The sequence below is a fragment of the uncultured Pseudoalteromonas sp. genome (genome assembly GCF_963922945.1).
GTDB lineage: Bacteria > Pseudomonadota > Gammaproteobacteria > Enterobacterales > Alteromonadaceae > Pseudoalteromonas.
On record NZ_CAWUKC010000001.1, the window covers coordinates 39,237 to 57,245 of the forward strand.

17 protein-coding genes are annotated in these 18,009 nt (G+C 39.3%); 9 read left to right on the top strand and 8 right to left on the bottom strand.

The window, feature by feature from the left end; translation table 11 throughout:
• Positions 1–5 precede the first annotated feature (5 nt).
• The gene (locus AABI99_RS00210; protein WP_338362559.1) at positions 6–2,597 is read right to left on the bottom strand and encodes a TonB-dependent receptor; all 2,592 of its coding nucleotides are present in this window, start codon (positions 2,595–2,597) and stop codon (positions 6–8) included.
• A 378-nt stretch (positions 2,598–2,975) separates the two neighbouring features.
• Positions 2,976–3,455 (bottom strand): SsrA-binding protein SmpB, encoded by a 480-nt coding sequence (gene smpB, locus AABI99_RS00215; RefSeq protein WP_338362560.1) that lies wholly within the window; start codon positions 3,453–3,455, stop codon positions 2,976–2,978.
• Between the two features lie 146 nt (positions 3,456–3,601).
• On the opposite strand from smpB, the gene AABI99_RS00220 reads away from it, so the two are divergent.
• Both AABI99_RS00220 and AABI99_RS00225 read left to right on the top strand, forming a co-directional pair.
• On the top strand, positions 3,602–4,039 hold the full coding sequence (locus AABI99_RS00220) for a type II toxin-antitoxin system RatA family toxin (protein WP_338362561.1): 438 nt from the start codon (positions 3,602–3,604) through the stop codon (positions 4,037–4,039).
• Positions 4,039–4,356: an RnfH family protein gene (locus AABI99_RS00225; RefSeq protein ID WP_338362562.1), complete on the top strand. Its 318-nt coding sequence runs from the start codon at positions 4,039–4,041 to the stop codon at positions 4,354–4,356. Before AABI99_RS00220 ends, AABI99_RS00225 begins: the two co-directional genes overlap by 1 nt.
• A 61-nt stretch (positions 4,357–4,417) precedes the next feature.
• Here the strand turns inward: AABI99_RS00225 and bamE are convergent, their stop codons facing one another.
• Positions 4,418–4,777, bottom strand: coding sequence for an outer membrane protein assembly factor BamE (gene bamE, locus AABI99_RS00230; protein WP_338362563.1), 360 nt, complete (start codon positions 4,775–4,777; stop codon positions 4,418–4,420).
• Between the two features lie 106 nt (positions 4,778–4,883).
• Between bamE and AABI99_RS00235 the strand changes: the two genes are divergently transcribed.
• A complete protein-coding gene (locus AABI99_RS00235) occupies positions 4,884–5,198 on the top strand; it encodes a GIY-YIG nuclease family protein (RefSeq protein ID WP_338362564.1) in 315 nt (104 codons plus the stop codon).
• Here AABI99_RS00235 and AABI99_RS00240 read toward each other — a convergent pair.
• From AABI99_RS00240 to ilvC, 3 genes are all read right to left on the bottom strand, one after another.
• Positions 5,185–6,366 (bottom strand): tetratricopeptide repeat protein, encoded by a 1,182-nt coding sequence (locus AABI99_RS00240; RefSeq protein WP_338362565.1) that lies wholly within the window; start codon positions 6,364–6,366, stop codon positions 5,185–5,187. The two genes, AABI99_RS00235 and AABI99_RS00240, sit on opposite strands and share 14 nt — an antisense overlap.
• Positions 6,367–6,445: 79 nt before the next feature.
• Positions 6,446–8,365 (bottom strand): methyl-accepting chemotaxis protein, encoded by a 1,920-nt coding sequence (locus tag AABI99_RS00245; RefSeq protein WP_338362566.1) that lies wholly within the window; start codon positions 8,363–8,365, stop codon positions 6,446–6,448.
• Positions 8,366–8,530: 165 nt separating this feature from the next.
• A complete protein-coding gene (gene ilvC / locus AABI99_RS00250; protein WP_338362567.1) occupies positions 8,531–10,003 on the bottom strand; it encodes a ketol-acid reductoisomerase in 1,473 nt (490 codons plus the stop codon).
• Positions 10,004–10,142: 139 nt separating this feature from the next.
• On the opposite strand from ilvC, the gene ilvY reads away from it, so the two are divergent.
• The 6 genes from ilvY to AABI99_RS00280 all read left to right on the top strand — a co-directional run bounded on the left by ilvY (position 10,143) and on the right by AABI99_RS00280 (position 15,570).
• The gene (gene ilvY / locus AABI99_RS00255; protein ID WP_338362568.1) at positions 10,143–11,048 is read left to right on the top strand and encodes an HTH-type transcriptional activator IlvY; all 906 of its coding nucleotides are present in this window, start codon (positions 10,143–10,145) and stop codon (positions 11,046–11,048) included.
• A 121-nt stretch (positions 11,049–11,169) separates the two neighbouring features.
• Complete coding sequence (locus AABI99_RS00260) at positions 11,170–12,216, top strand: GGDEF domain-containing protein (protein ID WP_338362569.1); 1,047 nt, start codon at positions 11,170–11,172, stop codon at positions 12,214–12,216.
• Positions 12,217–12,376: 160 nt separating this feature from the next.
• Positions 12,377–13,180 (top strand): MipA/OmpV family protein, encoded by an 804-nt coding sequence (locus AABI99_RS00265; protein ID WP_338362570.1) that lies wholly within the window; start codon positions 12,377–12,379, stop codon positions 13,178–13,180.
• 13 nt (positions 13,181–13,193) lie between these two features.
• Positions 13,194–13,562: a DUF3019 domain-containing protein gene (locus tag AABI99_RS00270; protein ID WP_338362571.1), complete on the top strand. Its 369-nt coding sequence runs from the start codon at positions 13,194–13,196 to the stop codon at positions 13,560–13,562.
• Positions 13,563–13,576: 14 nt separating this feature from the next.
• Positions 13,577–14,269, top strand: a complete 693-nt coding sequence (locus AABI99_RS00275) for a response regulator transcription factor (RefSeq protein WP_338362572.1) — start codon at positions 13,577–13,579, stop codon at positions 14,267–14,269.
• 23 nt (positions 14,270–14,292) lie between these two features.
• Positions 14,293–15,570, top strand: a complete 1,278-nt coding sequence (locus tag AABI99_RS00280) for an ATP-binding protein (protein ID WP_338362573.1) — start codon at positions 14,293–14,295, stop codon at positions 15,568–15,570.
• A gap of 64 nt (positions 15,571–15,634) precedes the next feature.
• Here AABI99_RS00280 and AABI99_RS00285 read toward each other — a convergent pair whose 3' ends face one another.
• Both AABI99_RS00285 and AABI99_RS00290 read right to left on the bottom strand, forming a co-directional pair.
• A complete protein-coding gene (locus AABI99_RS00285; protein ID WP_338362574.1) occupies positions 15,635–15,847 on the bottom strand; it encodes a DUF3820 family protein in 213 nt (70 codons plus the stop codon).
• Between the two features lie 435 nt (positions 15,848–16,282).
• The gene (locus AABI99_RS00290) at positions 16,283–17,857 is read right to left on the bottom strand and encodes a cation:proton antiporter family protein (RefSeq protein WP_338362575.1); all 1,575 of its coding nucleotides are present in this window, start codon (positions 17,855–17,857) and stop codon (positions 16,283–16,285) included.
• Positions 17,858–18,009: the final 152 nt, after the last annotated feature.

Below are 18,009 nucleotides of genomic sequence, written 5' to 3' on the forward strand. Positions count from 1 at the left end.
TTAAATTAAAACGAGAAGGTTACTTTAGTGTAGAAGTAACGACCACGTGGGTTGTGTACGCCCGATGCATAACCGTAAAGGTCGGCATCGCCATCACCAATGGCAAATGGTGGTTCTTCGTCAAACACATTATTGACACCAAGTGACACTTTTGCTGCCTCGCTGATACGGTAAGATGTTTGTAAATCTACCAAGGCTTGCGAATCAACCATGCGTGATGTATTGCTATCAAAGTCTAAGTTACCATCAAAATCAATATCAGGCGTATCTTCAAACTCACCTACGTAGCTAATATTTACGTTGGTATTAAATTGGCCAATTTCCCAGTTTGTTGAGAAAATCCAGCGATGCTCTGGGTAGTAATACTCTCCCGTGTAATCGCGGCCATCTTTTTCAAACTTATCTTGATAAGCCCACTCTAGGTTAAATTTAAGTAGACCTAACTCATCCAAAGAGTGATTGTAGTTTGCTGATAAATCAATACCCGATACTTCTTGCGAAGAGACATTCTCAAAAGTGCTGTATATTTTTTGAATAGTCCCTAAGCTATTACCACCACTAGGTGCTAAGCGCACACATACAGTGCTATTTTGGTTATTACACTCAGAGTTGTAAATTGGACCAAATTCTTGCTCATCAATTTTATTATCTTGGGTAATACTCCATACATCTACGCTTAAGCCGAACTCAGCAGAAGGGGCCCAAATAAAGCCAACATTCCATGATTCTGACTCTTCGGCTTCTAAGTCAGGATTACCGGCAAATTCAATATTGTAATCAAGCGCATCACAATCAAGACCTGTGGCTTCACAACGATACGTATCTACAAAGAACTGACTTTCTTGTGATGGACCTAAACCTACTTGTGCAAGCGATGGGGCTCTAAAACCTTGCGCCCACGAACCACGAATAGTTATTTCATCAGTTGGCGCCCAACGTAAAGCTACTTTAGGGTTTGTTGTGTTACCAAAATCACTGTAATCATCGTAACGGCCAGCGAGTTGTAGCTCTAGATTTTCTGCAAGAGGGATTGAGAATTCGACGTAAGCTGCGTATTGATCACGCTCTGCAGCAGCAGATACAGACTCAGTACCAAAAATTAGACCGCGCTGAAATTGATCATCCGGTGTATCACTTACATCTTCTTCACGGTATTCAATACCGGCGGCCATCATTACCACATCATCACCAAAGCTAAATGCTTCACCAGAGATGTTAGCATCAAACGAGGTCATGTGAGACTCACCACGGCGTACTAAGCTTGTGGTAATTCTGTCGATGACTTCAGGGCTGTTATAGGTGCCACCAAATGGATTGTAATTGCCTGCATCAATTTCTTGTTGTAAGAAGTCGGTACGTACCCAGCCTTGTGTTCTATCACCTGTTTGCATTGACTTACTACGGCCTTTTTGAACTGCAGCTTCCCAGCTCCATTCGTTAATTTCGCCTCTTAAGCCGGCTACAAAACGAAGTGTGTCTGATTCTATATCCCATTGGCGAGCGCCAGCATCAACGGTACGGTAACGACCAATATCAATGTCTTGACCAAATGGGTTGTTAGGATGGCTTCCTGGTACAGTTAAGCCTGCATCTTCATCAAGTGGAGTAGGCGCACCGGCGGCAACAGAGGTATTATGCTGAACTGCCATCTCTAAAAAGCCAGTAATACCATTGTCAAAATTATATTCAAATTGAGAAATAGCACCTACACGCTCAGACTCTGGGGCAATGTAGCCAAATGGGCCGTAATCAAATAAACAGCTTCCGCTTGCGGTTGCGTTTTCTGCAGGACAGTCTGGGTCAATTGTCTTAACACCATCTACATAAAAGTAGCCAGGGAAACCACGAGAAGAGCGGAAATCTTCCCCGCCGTAGGGTGATTGATTGGCTGTGCCTAAGCTGCCCATTTCATCTGATGAAAGAGAGGTGTTTTTAAAGTAATCAATAATAATAGAGGCGCTACTTTTTTCGCTCGTTGTGCCCCAAACTAAACTCGCTGTTGTTTCTTCGTAGTTAGGGCCATCAGTACCACCGTAGCCTAAGTTTAGTTCAACGCCATCTATATCTTTTTTCAAAATAACGTTGACCACACCCGCAACCGCGTCAGAGCCGTAGATTGCTGATGCGCCATCTTTTAAAATATCAATGCGTTCAATTGCCGATACCGGAATACTATTAATATCGACAAATGAGTTTGTAATACCTTCGGCAAAGGCACTAATAGCCACACGGCGGCCATTAATTAGAACCAAGGTAGCATCTGCACCTAAACCACGTAAGCTGACCGCAGCTGATCCATTTGCAGTTGAATCCTGGTTGTTACCACGTGTTGAGAAAGTACCGCTACCTGCCACTGGCATTCTTTCGAGGAGTTGTTGAAGGTTATCGTAACCCATGTTTTCGATATCCGCTTTGCCAATAGATTGTACTGGCGACGGCCCTTCGATATCTGTGCGTTTAATACGCGAACCTGTTACTTCAATGCGTTCTACTTTTTTTGCTTCTTCAGCAGCATATGCTGTTGTTGTAAAACCTGCTGAAAGTGCGATTGTAGCACCTGCAATAATGCTAGGTGTAAATGCAATTGATTGCTTCATCCTTAAGTCCTTGTTGATATGTTATAAATTTAGTTGCTTAACAAGCGCTGACATTAATATCATGTAACTTAAGTGTTATCAATCTACACCCTTTGCGATTTTAGTATGAGTTTTTATAGAGTGTTGAGGGAATAATATTCAATAATAGAAACAACGAAAAGGGATAGACAAGGCTAAATTACTCGCTTTATACCATAAAATTTGCGCACTAAAATGGGCAGGTATCTAAAGAAATTAAAAAAATAAATAAAGTGTAATAATTTATTTATATTATGCACATGGGAGAGTTAAATAAAGCTGTGGTTAATTTGATCAGCTTGTTTTAAATTTGACCAGTGAAAAATTAAAAAAAACGCCTAAATAAATTAGGCGTTGTGTTTATACTTTGTGCTTCATGAGGCGCTCTTTTTCACGCGACCAATCTTTATTTTTGCCATCTTCGCGTTTGTCATGCATTTTCTTACCTTTAGCTAAATGAAACTCAAGCTTCACCCAGCACTTTTTCCAATACATAGCTGTTGCTACAAGTGAGTAGCCTTCTCGTTCGGTCGCGCCTATTAATTTATCAAGTTCTCTGCGGCTTAATAAAAGCTTACGGTAGCGCATTGGATCGCAAATAACATGAGTCGAGGCGCTATTTAAAGGCTGGATTTGACTGCCTAGCAAAAAAGCTTCGCCATTTTTAAGGTGAATGTAAGTTTCTGAGATGTTTACCTTACCAGCTCGGATACTTTTTACTTCCCAGCCTTGTAATTCAACACCTGCTTCAAACTTGTCGTGTAAAAAATACTCATGACGTGCTTTTTTGTTAAGCGCGATGGTATTACTGTTTGATTTTGATGATTTGTTCTTAGCCATAGTGCCCTATAATATACGTATTAAGAGATGTTTTACATAGATTTATTTATATGCGTCTTTAAAATAATCAAATAAACGCAAGACCATGAAAATTTGGGGAAACGCGTAAAGCTTGCTAAAATTCGCCCACACAGTTGGGAGTGAGTATGCCACAAATAGAAAAAAGTGCGCTGGTTATGTACAGCACTAAAGAGATGTTTGACCTAGTTAATGATGTAGAAGCTTACCCGCAGTTTTTACCTAATTGCTCAGACTCTAAAATCGTTTCGCAGGACAATAATAACATGACCGCGAGTTTAGAAATATCCAAGGCGGGTATAAAAAAGTGGTTTACTACTGAAAATACGTTTATTGATGAGCAAACCGTGCAATTGAGGCTTGTTGATGGCCCATTTAAAACATTACAGGGGCGTTGGCACTTTCAAGCGTTAGATAAAACAGCATGTAAAGTTGAACTTAAGCTTGAGTTTGAATTTTCTAGTAAGCTTATCGAATTGGCGTTTGGTAAAATATTTAACGATGTAGCTAAAAATATGGTGAGTGCATTTACACAACGTGCAAAAGATGTATATGGGGCAAGATAATGATTAGCGTTGAAATAGTGTTTGCACTTCCTACTAAAGCAACTACTTTAACTGTTGATGTTGTACAAGGAACCACAGCCGAGCAAGCAGTTATTCAATCAGGGATCATTGAAAAGTGTCCTGAAATAGACCCCACTGCGCTTACTTTAGGTGTGTGGAACAGAACAGTAAAAGCACATTACGAATTAAAAGACGGTGATAGAATAGAAATTTATCGCCCGCTTATTGCAGACCCTAAAGACGCGCGAAGAAAGCGTGCAGAAAAAGCAAAAGAGGAAGGGCGAGCTAATAAAATTACTGGTGGGCGTCCATTGTAAACGTGCTTTGTTTGGCTAATAAAAAAGGTGAGCAGTGCTCACCTTTTTTTAGCTAAAGTGTTTATTGCTCTAGTGGAGTATCAAAGTTTTCTGGTTGCTCGTAATCACCAGAAACAGCGACAAGCTTCTCGTTTTCAAATTTGATAATTAATTCTTTATGCTGCTCATTATCGCGGCCTTTATTAAAACTGTACACATAACGCCATGTGCTATTATCAAACGCATCTTCAGCAATAGGTCGGCCTAAAACATAAATAACTTGTTCACGAGTCATGTTTACACGAAGTTTATCTACATCTGATTGCTCTAAAAAGTTACCCTGAGGAATGTTAATTCTGTATACCCAGCTAGAGCAACCTGCTAAAGAGCTGAATGTCAGCGCAACGATAAGCCAAAGAGAAAAAGTTTTTAACGACTGCATTGTTAGTTGTGATCCTTATTTTTTATAATCTGCATGATACCGATTAGTCACTGAAGGTAAAACCCTTTTATAAATTGTTTTTAGTTACCTGAGTTGAGATAAAGTTTTGACCGCAAACACACAAAAAAGTTTAAGCATAAATATAAGTAAAGCATCCAAAAAGCCTTCAATATGGTATCTGTATATAGTACAAACTCGTTTTGGTCACTGGTATACGGGTATAACAACCAATGTTGAAAAGCGCTTAGTGACGCATCAAACAGGTAAAGGCGCAAAAAATTTAAAAGGCAAAGGCCCCTTAGTGTTAATTCATCAACAACAGGTAGGCACGAAAAGCGAAGCCAGTAAGCTTGAGTGGCAAATTAAAAAACTAACGAGGCCTCAAAAGGAAGACTACGTAAAGTGTTTTACTCACGACTAAGAGAAGCGGTGATATTTTTTAATACGTTGAGTTTATTTTTATAACGGGTTTTATCGTGGTTAAACTCAGCATTGACACCTGCTAGTTGCATATACTTTTTAGCAAGCGTGATATTGCCGGTTAAGTAGTAAGCTCGAGCTAAACCAAAATAACTTTCATGTAAATGAGCATCCAGCTTGTAAGCTGTTTTAAAATGCTTAAGTGCCAACATGTAATTTTTTAGTGCCAGCTCGGTGTTACCTAGTGATATATGATAATAGGGATTCGCTTGGCGTTTTTCATTAAGCTGCTTAAGTATTCGCTGGCCTTTTTGTGCACGGTTACTTAGCGTGTACAGTACGGCTAAGTTACCCATGGCTGTATGATTATTTTTATCAAGTAACAGAGCATAGTTATAAGCTTGCTCAGCCTCTTTTAAGTAATTAAGCTGCCTAAATACGATCCCTAAATTTCCCCAACCAGCACTGTATAGCGGTGCCGCTTCAACCGCTGCGCTAAAGTAGCTATATGCTAAATTATAGTTTTTATTCACTAAAGCCAAAGCCCCTTTGTTGTTATAAAACATAGCCGTAACAAACGCTTTGCTAATTGGGCTGGTTTTAAAGTGTTGTTTTCTTATATTTGGGTCAAAATCTATCGTTAAGTGTTTATCTCGTTGATAAATCATTGTCGCAGGAAGGTTGTGGATAGATGTGTTTTCGATGGATAAATTAATATGGCCTGTTAGTAAATTTACGCCTTTAGTCATCGCCCAATATTCTGGAATATGCACCTTTTGAAAGCGTGCCTTAACACCTAAATAGTCAGCTAGGCTGTATGCCAATATTGATAACGACAAACAATTGGCATTTAAATTTTGGTAGGTTTGTGAGGCGCTTAGTGTGGCACCGCTTTGGTAGGTTAACGAGTTATCGCCGTTTTTTAATAAAAAACTTAAAATACTGTTTGCTAAATGCTGGGCGTTTCGCTTGCTGGTTAAATGGGTATCAAGTTCTGTGGTAATATTTTTATTAAGTTTGAATATGTCTTGCTGAGTTTCAACCATAATGCGGTTAAAGGTTGAATGATTAGCAAGCATAAGAGGGGGTGGCTCGCGCACTGAAGTACTACATGCACTTAAATATAAACAACTACTAAGTAATAATGCGTTAAACCAATATATGTTCATAAACCACCTCCAGCATACTACATCTATAAGTGTAGATGTAATATGCGTGAGTGGTTTATTAAAGTGTTACAAAAGGTGTTTAGTGGTGTTTTTCAAAGGTGGCCACAAGTGCATCAAGTGTTTGAGCGCTATTTGCTAAATCGCGAATAGCTTGCTCAGTGTTTATTTGCTCATTCATAGCACGGTCGCTTATTTCACTTATTTGCTCAATATTACGTCCTACATCGGCAACTACATTACTTTGTTGTTCGGTTGCTGTTGCAATTAGGGTGGCCATATCGTTTATTTGGTTTGCCGTTTCGCTTATTGCATCAAGTAACTCAACAGAGTTTTGCATTGCACCTACGCTTTGCTGGGCTTTTTGTTTTGATTGGGTAATATCGTTTACTACCTCTTCAGAGATAGTGGTTAGCTCTTCAATCATTGACTGAATTTCGGTGGTTGATTGCGAGGTACGATTAGCAAGTGCGCGTACTTCATCAGCTACCACAGCAAAGCCTCTACCATGCTCTCCTGCGCGCGCAGACTCAATGGCTGCATTTAAGGCCAGTAAATTAGTTTGCTCCGAAATTCCGCGAATAGAGTCAACAATACTAGCTATATCAATGGTTTTTTTAGAGAGCAGTGTTACTTGCTCGGTAATGCCGTCAATGTCAGTGGCAAGTGCTGAAATTGTGGTTTGGCTTTGTAGCACTTGTTGGTGGCTTTGGTTCGTGTTTTTTTGACTGCTATGTGTAAGTTTGGCTGCATTAGCGGCACTTTGAGCTATTTCTTGTACGGTTGCGCCCATTTCGTTAATGGCTGCAGCTACGGAAATAGTTTGCTCTTTTTGATTATCAATAGACTGGGAGTTGTTTTTTGCTTGTTCAAATACGTGGTTAGAACTTTGGCGTATTTCGGTACTCTCGTTTGCTACTTGTTTTATAGCCGTATCAATTTTATGAATAAACTGATTAAAGCCATGACTTAAATTATTAAGTTCTGGCTGGTTAGACTCTGGTAAACGGTAAGCTAAATTAGCATCGCCAGATCCTAGACGTGAAAAAAGCTCAGCCATTTTTGAAAGGGGTGACGCTAAAGAGCGCGCTAACAGGTAACTTAACATGCTCGCAATGAGTGCTATGACTAGCGTAAAGGTAAATATTTGCCATTGTAATGTTCCTACGCTAGCAAATACCTCACTTTTAGGTACTTGCGCTAATACGTATAGGTCGGTATTTGCAATTGGCATGGCTGCTAAAAATGTAGCTTCGTTATTAAGTGATAATTCTGTAATTGCAAAACCAGAGGGGTTATACAAAGTGCGATGAATATTACTACCATAAAGTGTGTCTATGTTTACTTTAGCTACTTTATTTGCATCTTTGTGTAATTGAATTAACCCGCTTTTGTCTGCAATAAATACAAAGCCAGTTTGCTCTATTTTAAATTGCTGCAAGAGCTTTTGCATGTCGGTGATACTTTTTGCAAGTCCCGCTAAACCGAGTCCATTTGTTTGCTGATGATTTACAAACATTTTTACATCAGTCGGCGACTCTTGATAAATACTGATAGAGTAAGGGTTATTTGAGTTGGTAAAGCCAAAAAACCATCCATCAGCCGCATCGTTTTGAAGCACACGCAAAAAGCCATGCTGATTCCAGTATTGCGCTGTTTCACGGTTAGCCCACGACGCTGTGGCTAGATCAAATTGATTGGCAACACGGTTTAACTCTTTAAGCAGTAGTGTGTCATCTTGGTTGTTTGAGCGCGCCCACTGTAAAATAAATTCGTTTGATGATAGTTGCTGTGCAGCACCTAGAAGTTCATTTATTTCGCCGCCAATTTGATTGCTAATACTGTGTAATTTGCTGGGAAGCTCAGACTCTATCATACGTTGCTCAATGATATCTTCAGAGCTATATAAAGACGTTAAACCAATCAATGCAGCCACACAGATTGCAATGGCACTGCCTAAAATGGTGATTTTTTGAGTGATAGTTAGGTTTTTTATCGGCATATTATTTTAACTTTACATCTAGGTAGTCAGCCATATTAGCACATTATTAATTAGGCGCTAATTATTGCGTTATGTGCATAAAATTATTTTTATTTAGGTTAATTACTTACATGAAAAAGCCCACAGCATATGCATGTGGGCTTGGTTTCTAACAAGCGAAACTAATTATACAATTTTTTTCATGGCTGACATGTAACCGCGAAGCTTAGCGCCCACAATTTCAACCGGATGTTCTCGAAGTGCTGTATTGATTTGAATCAGTGTTTGGTTATCAACTTGGTTACTTTGCTCACTTAAACCTTTACCAATAACATCGGTGTCGATGTTTTTCATAAAATCGGCAAGTAATGGTAAACACGCATGGTTATATAGGTAACAACCGTATTCTGCAGTATCAGAAATAGTGCGGTTCATTTCGAATAACTTTTTACGTGCGATGGTGTTTGCAATTAACGGCGTTTCGTGCAAAGACTCGTAATACGCAGATTCATCAATAATGCCTGCAGCAGTCATGGTTTCAAATGCAAGCTCAACGCCCGCTTTAACCATGGCAACCATTAAAATGCCGTTATCGAAAAACTCTTGCTCAGAAATTTCTACATCACCTGCTGGTGTTTTTTCGAAATTAGTTTCGGCAGTTTCAGCGCGCCATTTAAGTAAGTTTGCATCGTCGTTTGCCCAATCTTCCATCATTACGCGTGAGAAAGTACCGTCGATAATGTCATCTTGGTGTTTGTTGTAAAGCGGACGCATAATAACTTTAAGTTCTTCGCTTAGTTCAAACGCTTTTACTTTTGCAGGGTTTGATAAACGGTCAAGCATATTCGTTACGCCACCGTATTTAAGTGCTTCGGTAATGACTTCCCAGCCGTATTGAATTAGTTTTGACGCGTAACCCGCATCAATTCCTTTTTCGACCATTTTATCAAAGCATAAAATAGAACCCGTTTGTAACATGCCACAAAGAATTGTTTGCTCACCCATTAAATCAGATTTAACTTCAGCAATGAATGATGACTTAAGTACGCCAGCACGATGACCACCGGTACCCGCAGCATAGGCTTTTGCTTGTGCTAAGCCTTGGCCTTGAGGGTCGTTCTCAGGGTGAACAGCAATAAGCGTAGGTACACCAAAACCACGCTTGTATTCTTCACGAACCTCAGAGCCTGGGCACTTAGGCGCAACCATGATTACAGTAATGTCTTCACGAATTTGCATGCCTTCTTCAACAATATTAAAACCGTGCGAATAAGCAAGTGTAGAGCCTTGTTTCATTAAGGGCATAATGGCAGTTACAACGGCTGTATGTTGTTTATCTGGCGTTAGGTTTAATACCACGTCAGCAGTAGGAATTAGTTCCTCGTAAGTGCCTACAGTAAAGCCGTTTTCAGATGCATTTAAGTATGATTGACGACGCTCATCAATAGCTGATTGGCGTAGTGTGTATGAAACATCTAAGCCTGAATCACGTAAGTTTAAACCTTGGTTAAGACCTTGTGCGCCACAGCCAACAATAACAAGTTTTTTGCCTTTAAGTGCATCAACACCATCGGTAAATTCACTTGGGTCCATAAATTCACATTGCGCTAACTGAGCTAACTGCTCGCGTAAAGGTAAGGTATTAAAATAATTCGCCATGTTAGTGTCCTATAATTCGTGTTTGTTAGATGCAAAGCGTATTTACTTTGCTTAAGGACACCATAAGAAAAAACTTAGCTTGCGTAAAATGATATATTTGAATTAAAGTATTTCAAAAAATGAAACGTTAAGGTGTATTGTGGATCACAAGCATTTAAATTACTTTTTAGCGTTAGCTAAAACACTTCACTTTGCCCGCGCAAGCGAGCTTTGCCATATAAGTGCCCCTACATTAAGCCGTAATATTAAACAGCTTGAAGATGAGGTGGGCGTAGCTTTATTTGTGCGGGATAACCGAAGTGTAAAATTAACAAAAGAAGGGGAGTCGTTTATTGATTACGCCACCTCTACTTTGGCTAATTGGCAACGCTTTAAAGCGAATGTAAAAGACCCCTCCCAACACATTTATGGCAATGTTAGCATTTATTGTTCAGTTACCGCCTCGTATAGTTTTTTGCACCAAATATTAGAGCAGCTTCGTGCGCAGCATCAATATATAGAAATAACGCTTAATACCGGCGACCCAGCATTGGCAATAAACCGAGTGTTGGATGCCCATGAGTCAATGGCCATTGCTGCACGCCCAAGTAAGCTGCCCTCTCAAATTGCTTTTGTAAACATAGGGCACTCTCCACTGGTTCTCATTGGCCCTAAAATTCACTGCCCAATTAGCGAAAAGATAGCTAACAATGAGTCGCACATTGATTGGTCAGAACTTGAATTTATAGTTCCTGAGCAAGGTTTCTCTCGCCAGCGATTAGAGCAGTGGTGGCGCAAAAATAATGTGCATGGAAAGATTTACGCTCAAGTGGCAGGGCACGAAGCTATGGTGTCGATGGTGAGCCTAGGTTTAGGTGTCGCTATGGTTCCTAAAATAGTGCTAGATAATAGTCCCTTGCAAGATAAAGTACACGTGCTCCCCATTACAAATGACCAACCCGAAGGATTTGATATTGGTTTGGCGGTATTAAAAAAAGAGCTTAACGACCCTGCCATCAGTGCATTGTGGAATATTGCGCAAACTATAGGCGCAAATGTTATCTAAAAGTTCAAGGAATAAATATAATTCAGTAAATAGTATGATTAGCAGTTGCGTATAGGTTTACTATTACTTAACATGAAAGCTTCATAATAAAAAAAATAACACATGAGAGTTTATAAGAATTATGAATCAAGCTGTATCATTTGCTCACTCTGCTCAGTGTTTGAAAAAAGCAATTCCTCTGATGGTAAAGCACCGAATGCCGGTAACGCCCATCAATTACGCGATTTGGTATTGCTACGTGCAAGGTAATAAGCCGGCATTGAATGCTGAGCTTGATCACGTCATTGCCGAGTATCAAACGTGTACACAAAATAAAGCGCAAGAAATTTTTGATAAGCATTTAAGTGAAGATGACTTAGTGTTTTTTCAAGAAATGGCAGATCGTTTTCATGGCACTATGGAGCAAGTACAGAACGATATAAGCGTTACCCTTAACCATTCTAAAAGCTTTACTACGTCATTGGTCGATTCTCAAAATGAGTTGGCGAGTTTAGCGAATGTAAATTCGTTTAACGAGATACTCGGTTGTGTTGAACGCTTAACTGACGAGTCGGTGGCTATGCAAGACTATGCACGAGAATTCCAAACTAAACTTGCAGTAGCCTATAATGAAATTAAAGATTTGAAAGAGGCGCTTAACCTCTCACAAGAAGCCGCTGATACAGACCCGCTAACAGGTTTTTTTAATCGAAGAAAGTTTGATGATGATATTCAGCAGTTTTGTCGGTCTTATTCTGAGCAAGCTGATGACAGCGTATTAGCAGTACTCATTATGTTTGATATTGATCACTTTAAACGTTTTAACGACGATTTTGGTCATCAAAAAGGGGATGAAATGCTTAAGCTAGTGGCCAAAAAAGTGTCGCAAAATATCTCCGATAACCTGAACGTTTACCGCTATGGCGGTGAGGAATTTTGTATTACTGGGTATTTTGACAGCATTAACGACATTATGGTGTTTGCTGATAAAATTCGTTTAGATATTGCCTCACTAACGATCCGCAAAAAAGGAGATGTAAATTCTAAGCGTGCAATTTCTGCAAGTTTTGGACTTGCTATTTTACGCCCATTTACAAAAGGCTCGGTGCTTATTGAGCGCGCCGACCGTGCTTTATATATTGCTAAAACGCATGGTCGTAACCGTATTGAAATAGCGCCTGACATATAAGTGTGACGCTTATGTGTGAAAATTGTGAATGATTGTAACTAAGTAGCGCGTATACGCATTTACCTTGCTACTATGAGTCACTTACTTTTTTATTTAGATTAATTTAATGCGGCTGAGTACGATTGTTTATTATTTTTGCTTTGTTGTGTGCCTTGTCTGCATGCCCAGTGCAGCTGCGCAATCTAATAAAGAGCATACGGACCAGCATATTGCTATTGAGCACTGGCATATAAGCCTCAGTGTTGGCGCAGGCGTTATTACTAATCCACTTCATGGCGGTAAAAACGTTCCTCTTCCTATTATTCCGCGAATTGCGTTTTATGGTGAGCGTTGGTTTTTTGATAATGGACGCCTTGGCTACACATTAAAAGAAAGTCAAAAGCATCATTTTAATATCGTTTCAGAACTTAACGCAGAGTCACGCTTTTTTATTGATTGGCACCCAAATAACCTCTTTGTTGTGCCTGCAACCGCCGGTGCTTCTTCACTCACGCAAAATAATGCCCAACCTAAAAAAATAAATATCGACACTATTAACAAACGCCGTTTAGCCTTAGACGCAGGGGGGAGCTATCACTATGTGCAGCAAAGTCATGTGTTATCAATACAGCTCTTACACGATATCAGTAGCGTATATGACGGCACTAGGGGAGCTATACAATGGCAATATCACAGTGAGATAGGGCGTTTAAAATTAAAACCTACGCTTGGGATTAACTATAAGTCAGCTGAATTAAACAACTACTATTATGGATTAAAAGCGGCAGAAACCGCATTAGGTAAAATTGACGTTGGTAGTAGTTGGCAACCTTATGCTAAAATCGACGCCAGTTGGCCGTTTAGTGAGGCTAACAGTCTTCGTTTTCATGTAGCATATTACGACTATTCAGCTATGGATGGCAGTCCGCTTTTTGAACGCAATTATTCAATGACTGCTTTTATAGGATTTGATCATACTTTTTAATATGAAGTATTTAATGTTGATTGTGCTTACAGCTTTTCTGTTTAGCCCTCCCGTTATCGCGAAAAATGCGTTTTTAAAGGTCTCTCCCAAAGTGTGTGTTGTATCTGATCAGCAAGCGTTTTGCGACCTCAATTTAGTGTTTAATTGGCAACAAGCCTTACCAAGTGATGTATGTCTATACGAACAAACCAAGCTTATTAAATGCTGGCAACAGCAGGCTGTCGGAGAGTTTGAATATAAAGCGCGTGTTCAGGTAGAGACAATATACTCCCTAATCAATCCTCATACCGGTGTGTTAATTGCTAAAACACACGTTGAAGTGCAAAGTGCTGATGCTAAAAAAAGTAGGCGCAGGCTTCGCTCTCCATGGAGCTATTTTTAATTTAGGAGCAACTCATGCCAAAAATTTTACTTGTTGAAGATGATTTAGGTTTGCAACAACTAACAAAAGATTATCTTGAACATAATGGCTTAGAAGTAGACGTATTAAGCCGTGGTGATGAAGTATTTAGTTATCTTGAGAATAACGCTGCTGATTTAATGATTTTAGATATCATGTTACCAGGTAAAGATGGCTTTAGCGTATGTCGCCAAGTACGTGATAAGTATTCGTTACCAATCTTAATGCTCACTGCAAAAGGTGAAGACTTTGACCAAGTAATTGGTTTAGAACTTGGTGCCGATGATTATGTTGTAAAACCTGCAGAGCCACGTGTTTTATTAGCGCGTGTTAATGCACTGCTTCGTCGTGGACAGACGGTAGTAAAAGCTGCACAAGAGATTCAGTTTGGCGATTTAGTGATTGATAAAACCAGCCGAATTGTTAAATTAAACGAAAACGAAATAGTACTTACATCCCATGAGTTTGAGCTATTATGGCTACTTGCCTCTAATGCTGGCCAAGTACTAAGCCGTGAACATGTTCATCAACACATGATAGGCCGCCAGTACGATGGCTTAGACCGAACCGTTGATGTTCGCGTGTCTCGTATTCGTAAAAAGCTAGGTGATAACAGTGATAAACCCTACCGGATAAAAACCGTGTGGGGACAAGGTTACTTGTTCGTCTCAGACGCTTGGGAAAAATAATACATGAGGGTAAATAAAGAAAAATGGGCAAACTATTTATAAGTTTATATGTTTATATCATTGTTTCTTTATTTATTGTTAGTGGTGTTATAGAACAAATTTGGCCTTACGAAGACACGCAGCAGCAAGTGCTGTTAGATGATGAGTTTGGCCAAGCACTATGGTTGTTATCGCAAACCGATGATGGGCTACATAAGCTAACACACAGTTTTGAAAGCCAAATTATTGCCCGCCGCGATCTTATTTTACCCCTCAAGCAACAAGCTATGCTTGATAAAAACCATTACCTATACCTATATGATAAAAAACAACGTATCGTTTGGTATGTTGAACTAGGTGATAACAAGCTACTCCAAATAGGTCCTGTCGGCGTTATAAAAGCTGCCGAAAGCTCCGTTATCCCATATTTAATGTTGCTGGCTATTGTAGGGTTACCAGTGGGGCTTTGGAGCTTTTTATTATGGCGTGATTTTTCTAAGCTACGTCATGCGTGTGAAGCGGTTGATGGCTCGCAAGACTTTAATTTGAGTAGCCCTTCTAAATCGTTTTTTTTGCCCGTTACGGATACTTTAAAAGTAATGCAACAGCGCATAGAGCAGCTTCTTAGTGCGCAACAAGAACTAACCTCTTCTGTATCTCATGAATTTAGAACCCCTCTTGCGCGGTTAAAATTTGGCATAGCCATGTTAGAAGAAACGCTACAATCGGAAAAAGGGCAACATTACCTAACTAACATGCAGGCAGATATAAGTGAACTTGAGGCGCTTGTATGTGAAATGCTTGAATACGCAAGGCTTGACACGCAACAGCCAAATTTAGTGACAAGTGACGTTGACTTAGCTGCTTTGACGCAATCGGTCATCAATAAATTAAATTTTGCAAACGGTATAGAGTTTAATGCGATATTACCACCGACTCTAATGTACAAGTGTGACGCGCATTTCATTGCACGTGTTATGCAAAACCTAATCGGTAATGCGTTAAAGTACGCTACTAATCGCGTTGATATCACACTTAAAGATCAAGGTGATGCAATTGGCTTAATTGTTGAAGATGATGGTGAAGGTATTTTAAAAAGCGACAGAGAAAATGTATTTAAACCTTTTACTCGTCTAGATAAAAGTCGTGATAAAAGCACAGGTGGCTTTGGTTTAGGCTTAGCAATAGTGGCAAAAATTGTATCTTGGCATAAAGGGCATTATTCAATCACTGACTCATCGCTTGGTGGCGCTAAGTTTATCGTTACCTTACCTAAAAACACCAGGCATAAAAAAAGCGCCGAGGGCGCTTTTTGTGGTTAAAAACCAAAATCAACAAGTAGCAAAATAATAGACCCACCGATGTGGAAAAAGTTCTCAATTATTTTCACTTTTTTAGTAAGGGCATCAGCATTTGCTCAAGTCCATTTAATTTAATCTCGTATATCATCGCAAGTTGTGCGCCGAGTCTATCATCGGGAAAACCTTGCTGCTTAAACCACACTAAGTAGGGCTCTGGCAAAAGTAATAGAGGCCTGCCTGCGTATTTACCAAAGGGCATAATTGTATTAATGGCAAGCTTAAGTTCTGTGGTATCCATAATAAGTATGTAATTGATAAAAACATTTAGCGGTAATAGTACTGCGTATTAGTACTAAACGCATTAAATAGTCATAGCAAGGTATTAATTCGTACCATTACTTAATTACAGTCATAAGTACAAGATAGTAGATAAAATAGGCTGTGACGGGCAAGAAACAGCCTATTGAACGAGGGAGTAGGCCCTCTAATTGAATAAATGTATGTTGATAAATAATGCTTACCTTACATTAATCAGCTGGAGTCTAATTATGTAGCATTGGTGATAAGGTGTTTATTTAAGCAACAGCAATAGTTTATCTTTTTTTGATGTAGATGGAGAGAAGTAATGTAAAGGAATGTAAATAAGATGGGTTTTTAAAATTAAACTAATACAAAAGCCTTATTAAATAAAAGGCTTTTGTATTGTTTTTATTTTTTGTGTGATTTTTAAGTGCTATTTTTCAAATAGCTCTTGCTTTACGTGCTCTGCAAAACCACTACCGGCTTCTAGATAAAAGTTATAAGTAGAGTTTACACCCATTTTTTCTAATTCTTTTTGTTGATCAGGATAGTTGGCGATAGCTGTTACTTGACCGCTATAACCTGAAGCCTGTAATTGCTCTAGCGCAAAAATATTTTGCATATGTTTTGGCATAGCCAACATGACCATTTCTACATGCGAGTGATTCATTCGTTGCCAAAAGTCAGGATCGGTGGCGTCGGCAAGAAGTACCTTTCGGTCGCGTTTTATATGCTTTTCGACCACTTCTGGTTTTATATCAATACCCGCCACCACATTAGGGTGAGTGGCATTTATAGTTTCGTAGGCACCTGTTCCTATACGTCCCATGCCAAAAATAACAATCTTAGTTTCGGTTAAATTTACGGGCAATTCTTCAGTCAAGCGAGTTTTACTCTCAAACTTTAACAACCAGCGCTCAATCATTACGTATATTTCATTTGAGCGCTTATTGAGAGGTGATGCCACAACAAACGTAATAGATACGGCAATGGCTATTACTGCCAGCCACTCTGAGGTGATCATACCGCTAGAGGCTGCCACAGCGCACACGATAAGACCAAATTCACTAAAATTTGCCAAGCTAAATGCAGTCAGTAGTGAGGTTCGCGCTCTGAGCCTAAATCTATTAGTAAATATATAATAAAGTACGGTTTTTATGGGTAACACTAATATCAAAACCAACGCGACGATGAGAGAGTGAGTGGTAAGCTCTGCATTGAGACCAATACTTAAGAAAAAACCGACGAGTAAAATATCTTTTAAATTAAGGAGTGACTTAGACAGTTCTCCTGCCTTTTTATGGGGTGCGAATATCATCCCTATGATGAGTGCACCTAAATCGCCTTTTAAGCCTGCAAAATCAAATGCATTATAACCTGCTACCAGCGCAAAGAAAAAGCCAAATAGAGGCAATAACTCACCATGTTTAGAGCGATTAAGCACACCATACATAAGCGGGCGCATTAGGGGGAGTGCAATAATTAACGCAAGTGCCCATATATTAGGTACTTTACCGGTACTGATAGCTAAAAATATAACGGCAAAAATATCTTGCATGACCAAAATGCCAATGGCTATTTTTCCGTGTAGACTAGCCATTTCACCACGCTCTTCAAGCACTTTTACTGCAAATACTGTACTAGAAAAGCTAAGTGCAAAACCAACTAGTAACGCACTTTGCCAGCTTAAATCAACAAACATTGGTACAGCAAACATACCAAGCAATAACATAAATCCACTAAATAAGGCACTACTAAAAATAATGTGTAGGGTTGCGGGAGCCCATACTTGGGGCTTAATTAAGCTTTTAACCTTAAGTTTTAAACCAATACTAAAGAGTAGAAGTGTTACGCCTAAAGCGGCAATAGTGTCGAGTAGTTCTGTGCTTTTATAACCAGATAAATTTAATGCAAAACCGGCGAGTAAAAAGCCAATAAGAGGAGGAAGTTTTAGTTGATAAACAGCAAAGCCACAAACGAATGCGGCGGCAAAATAGATTAGTTCCATAATTCTTAATATCACTTCATTTGTGATATCAGTGTAGCGAAAATTTTATACCATTGAAAATAAAAATAGCCCTATAAGTGAGCGCGTTTAATCAAGTATTTGCTTTGATGTGTATAAAAAATGCACATTAAGTATGTATTTAATCGTAAATA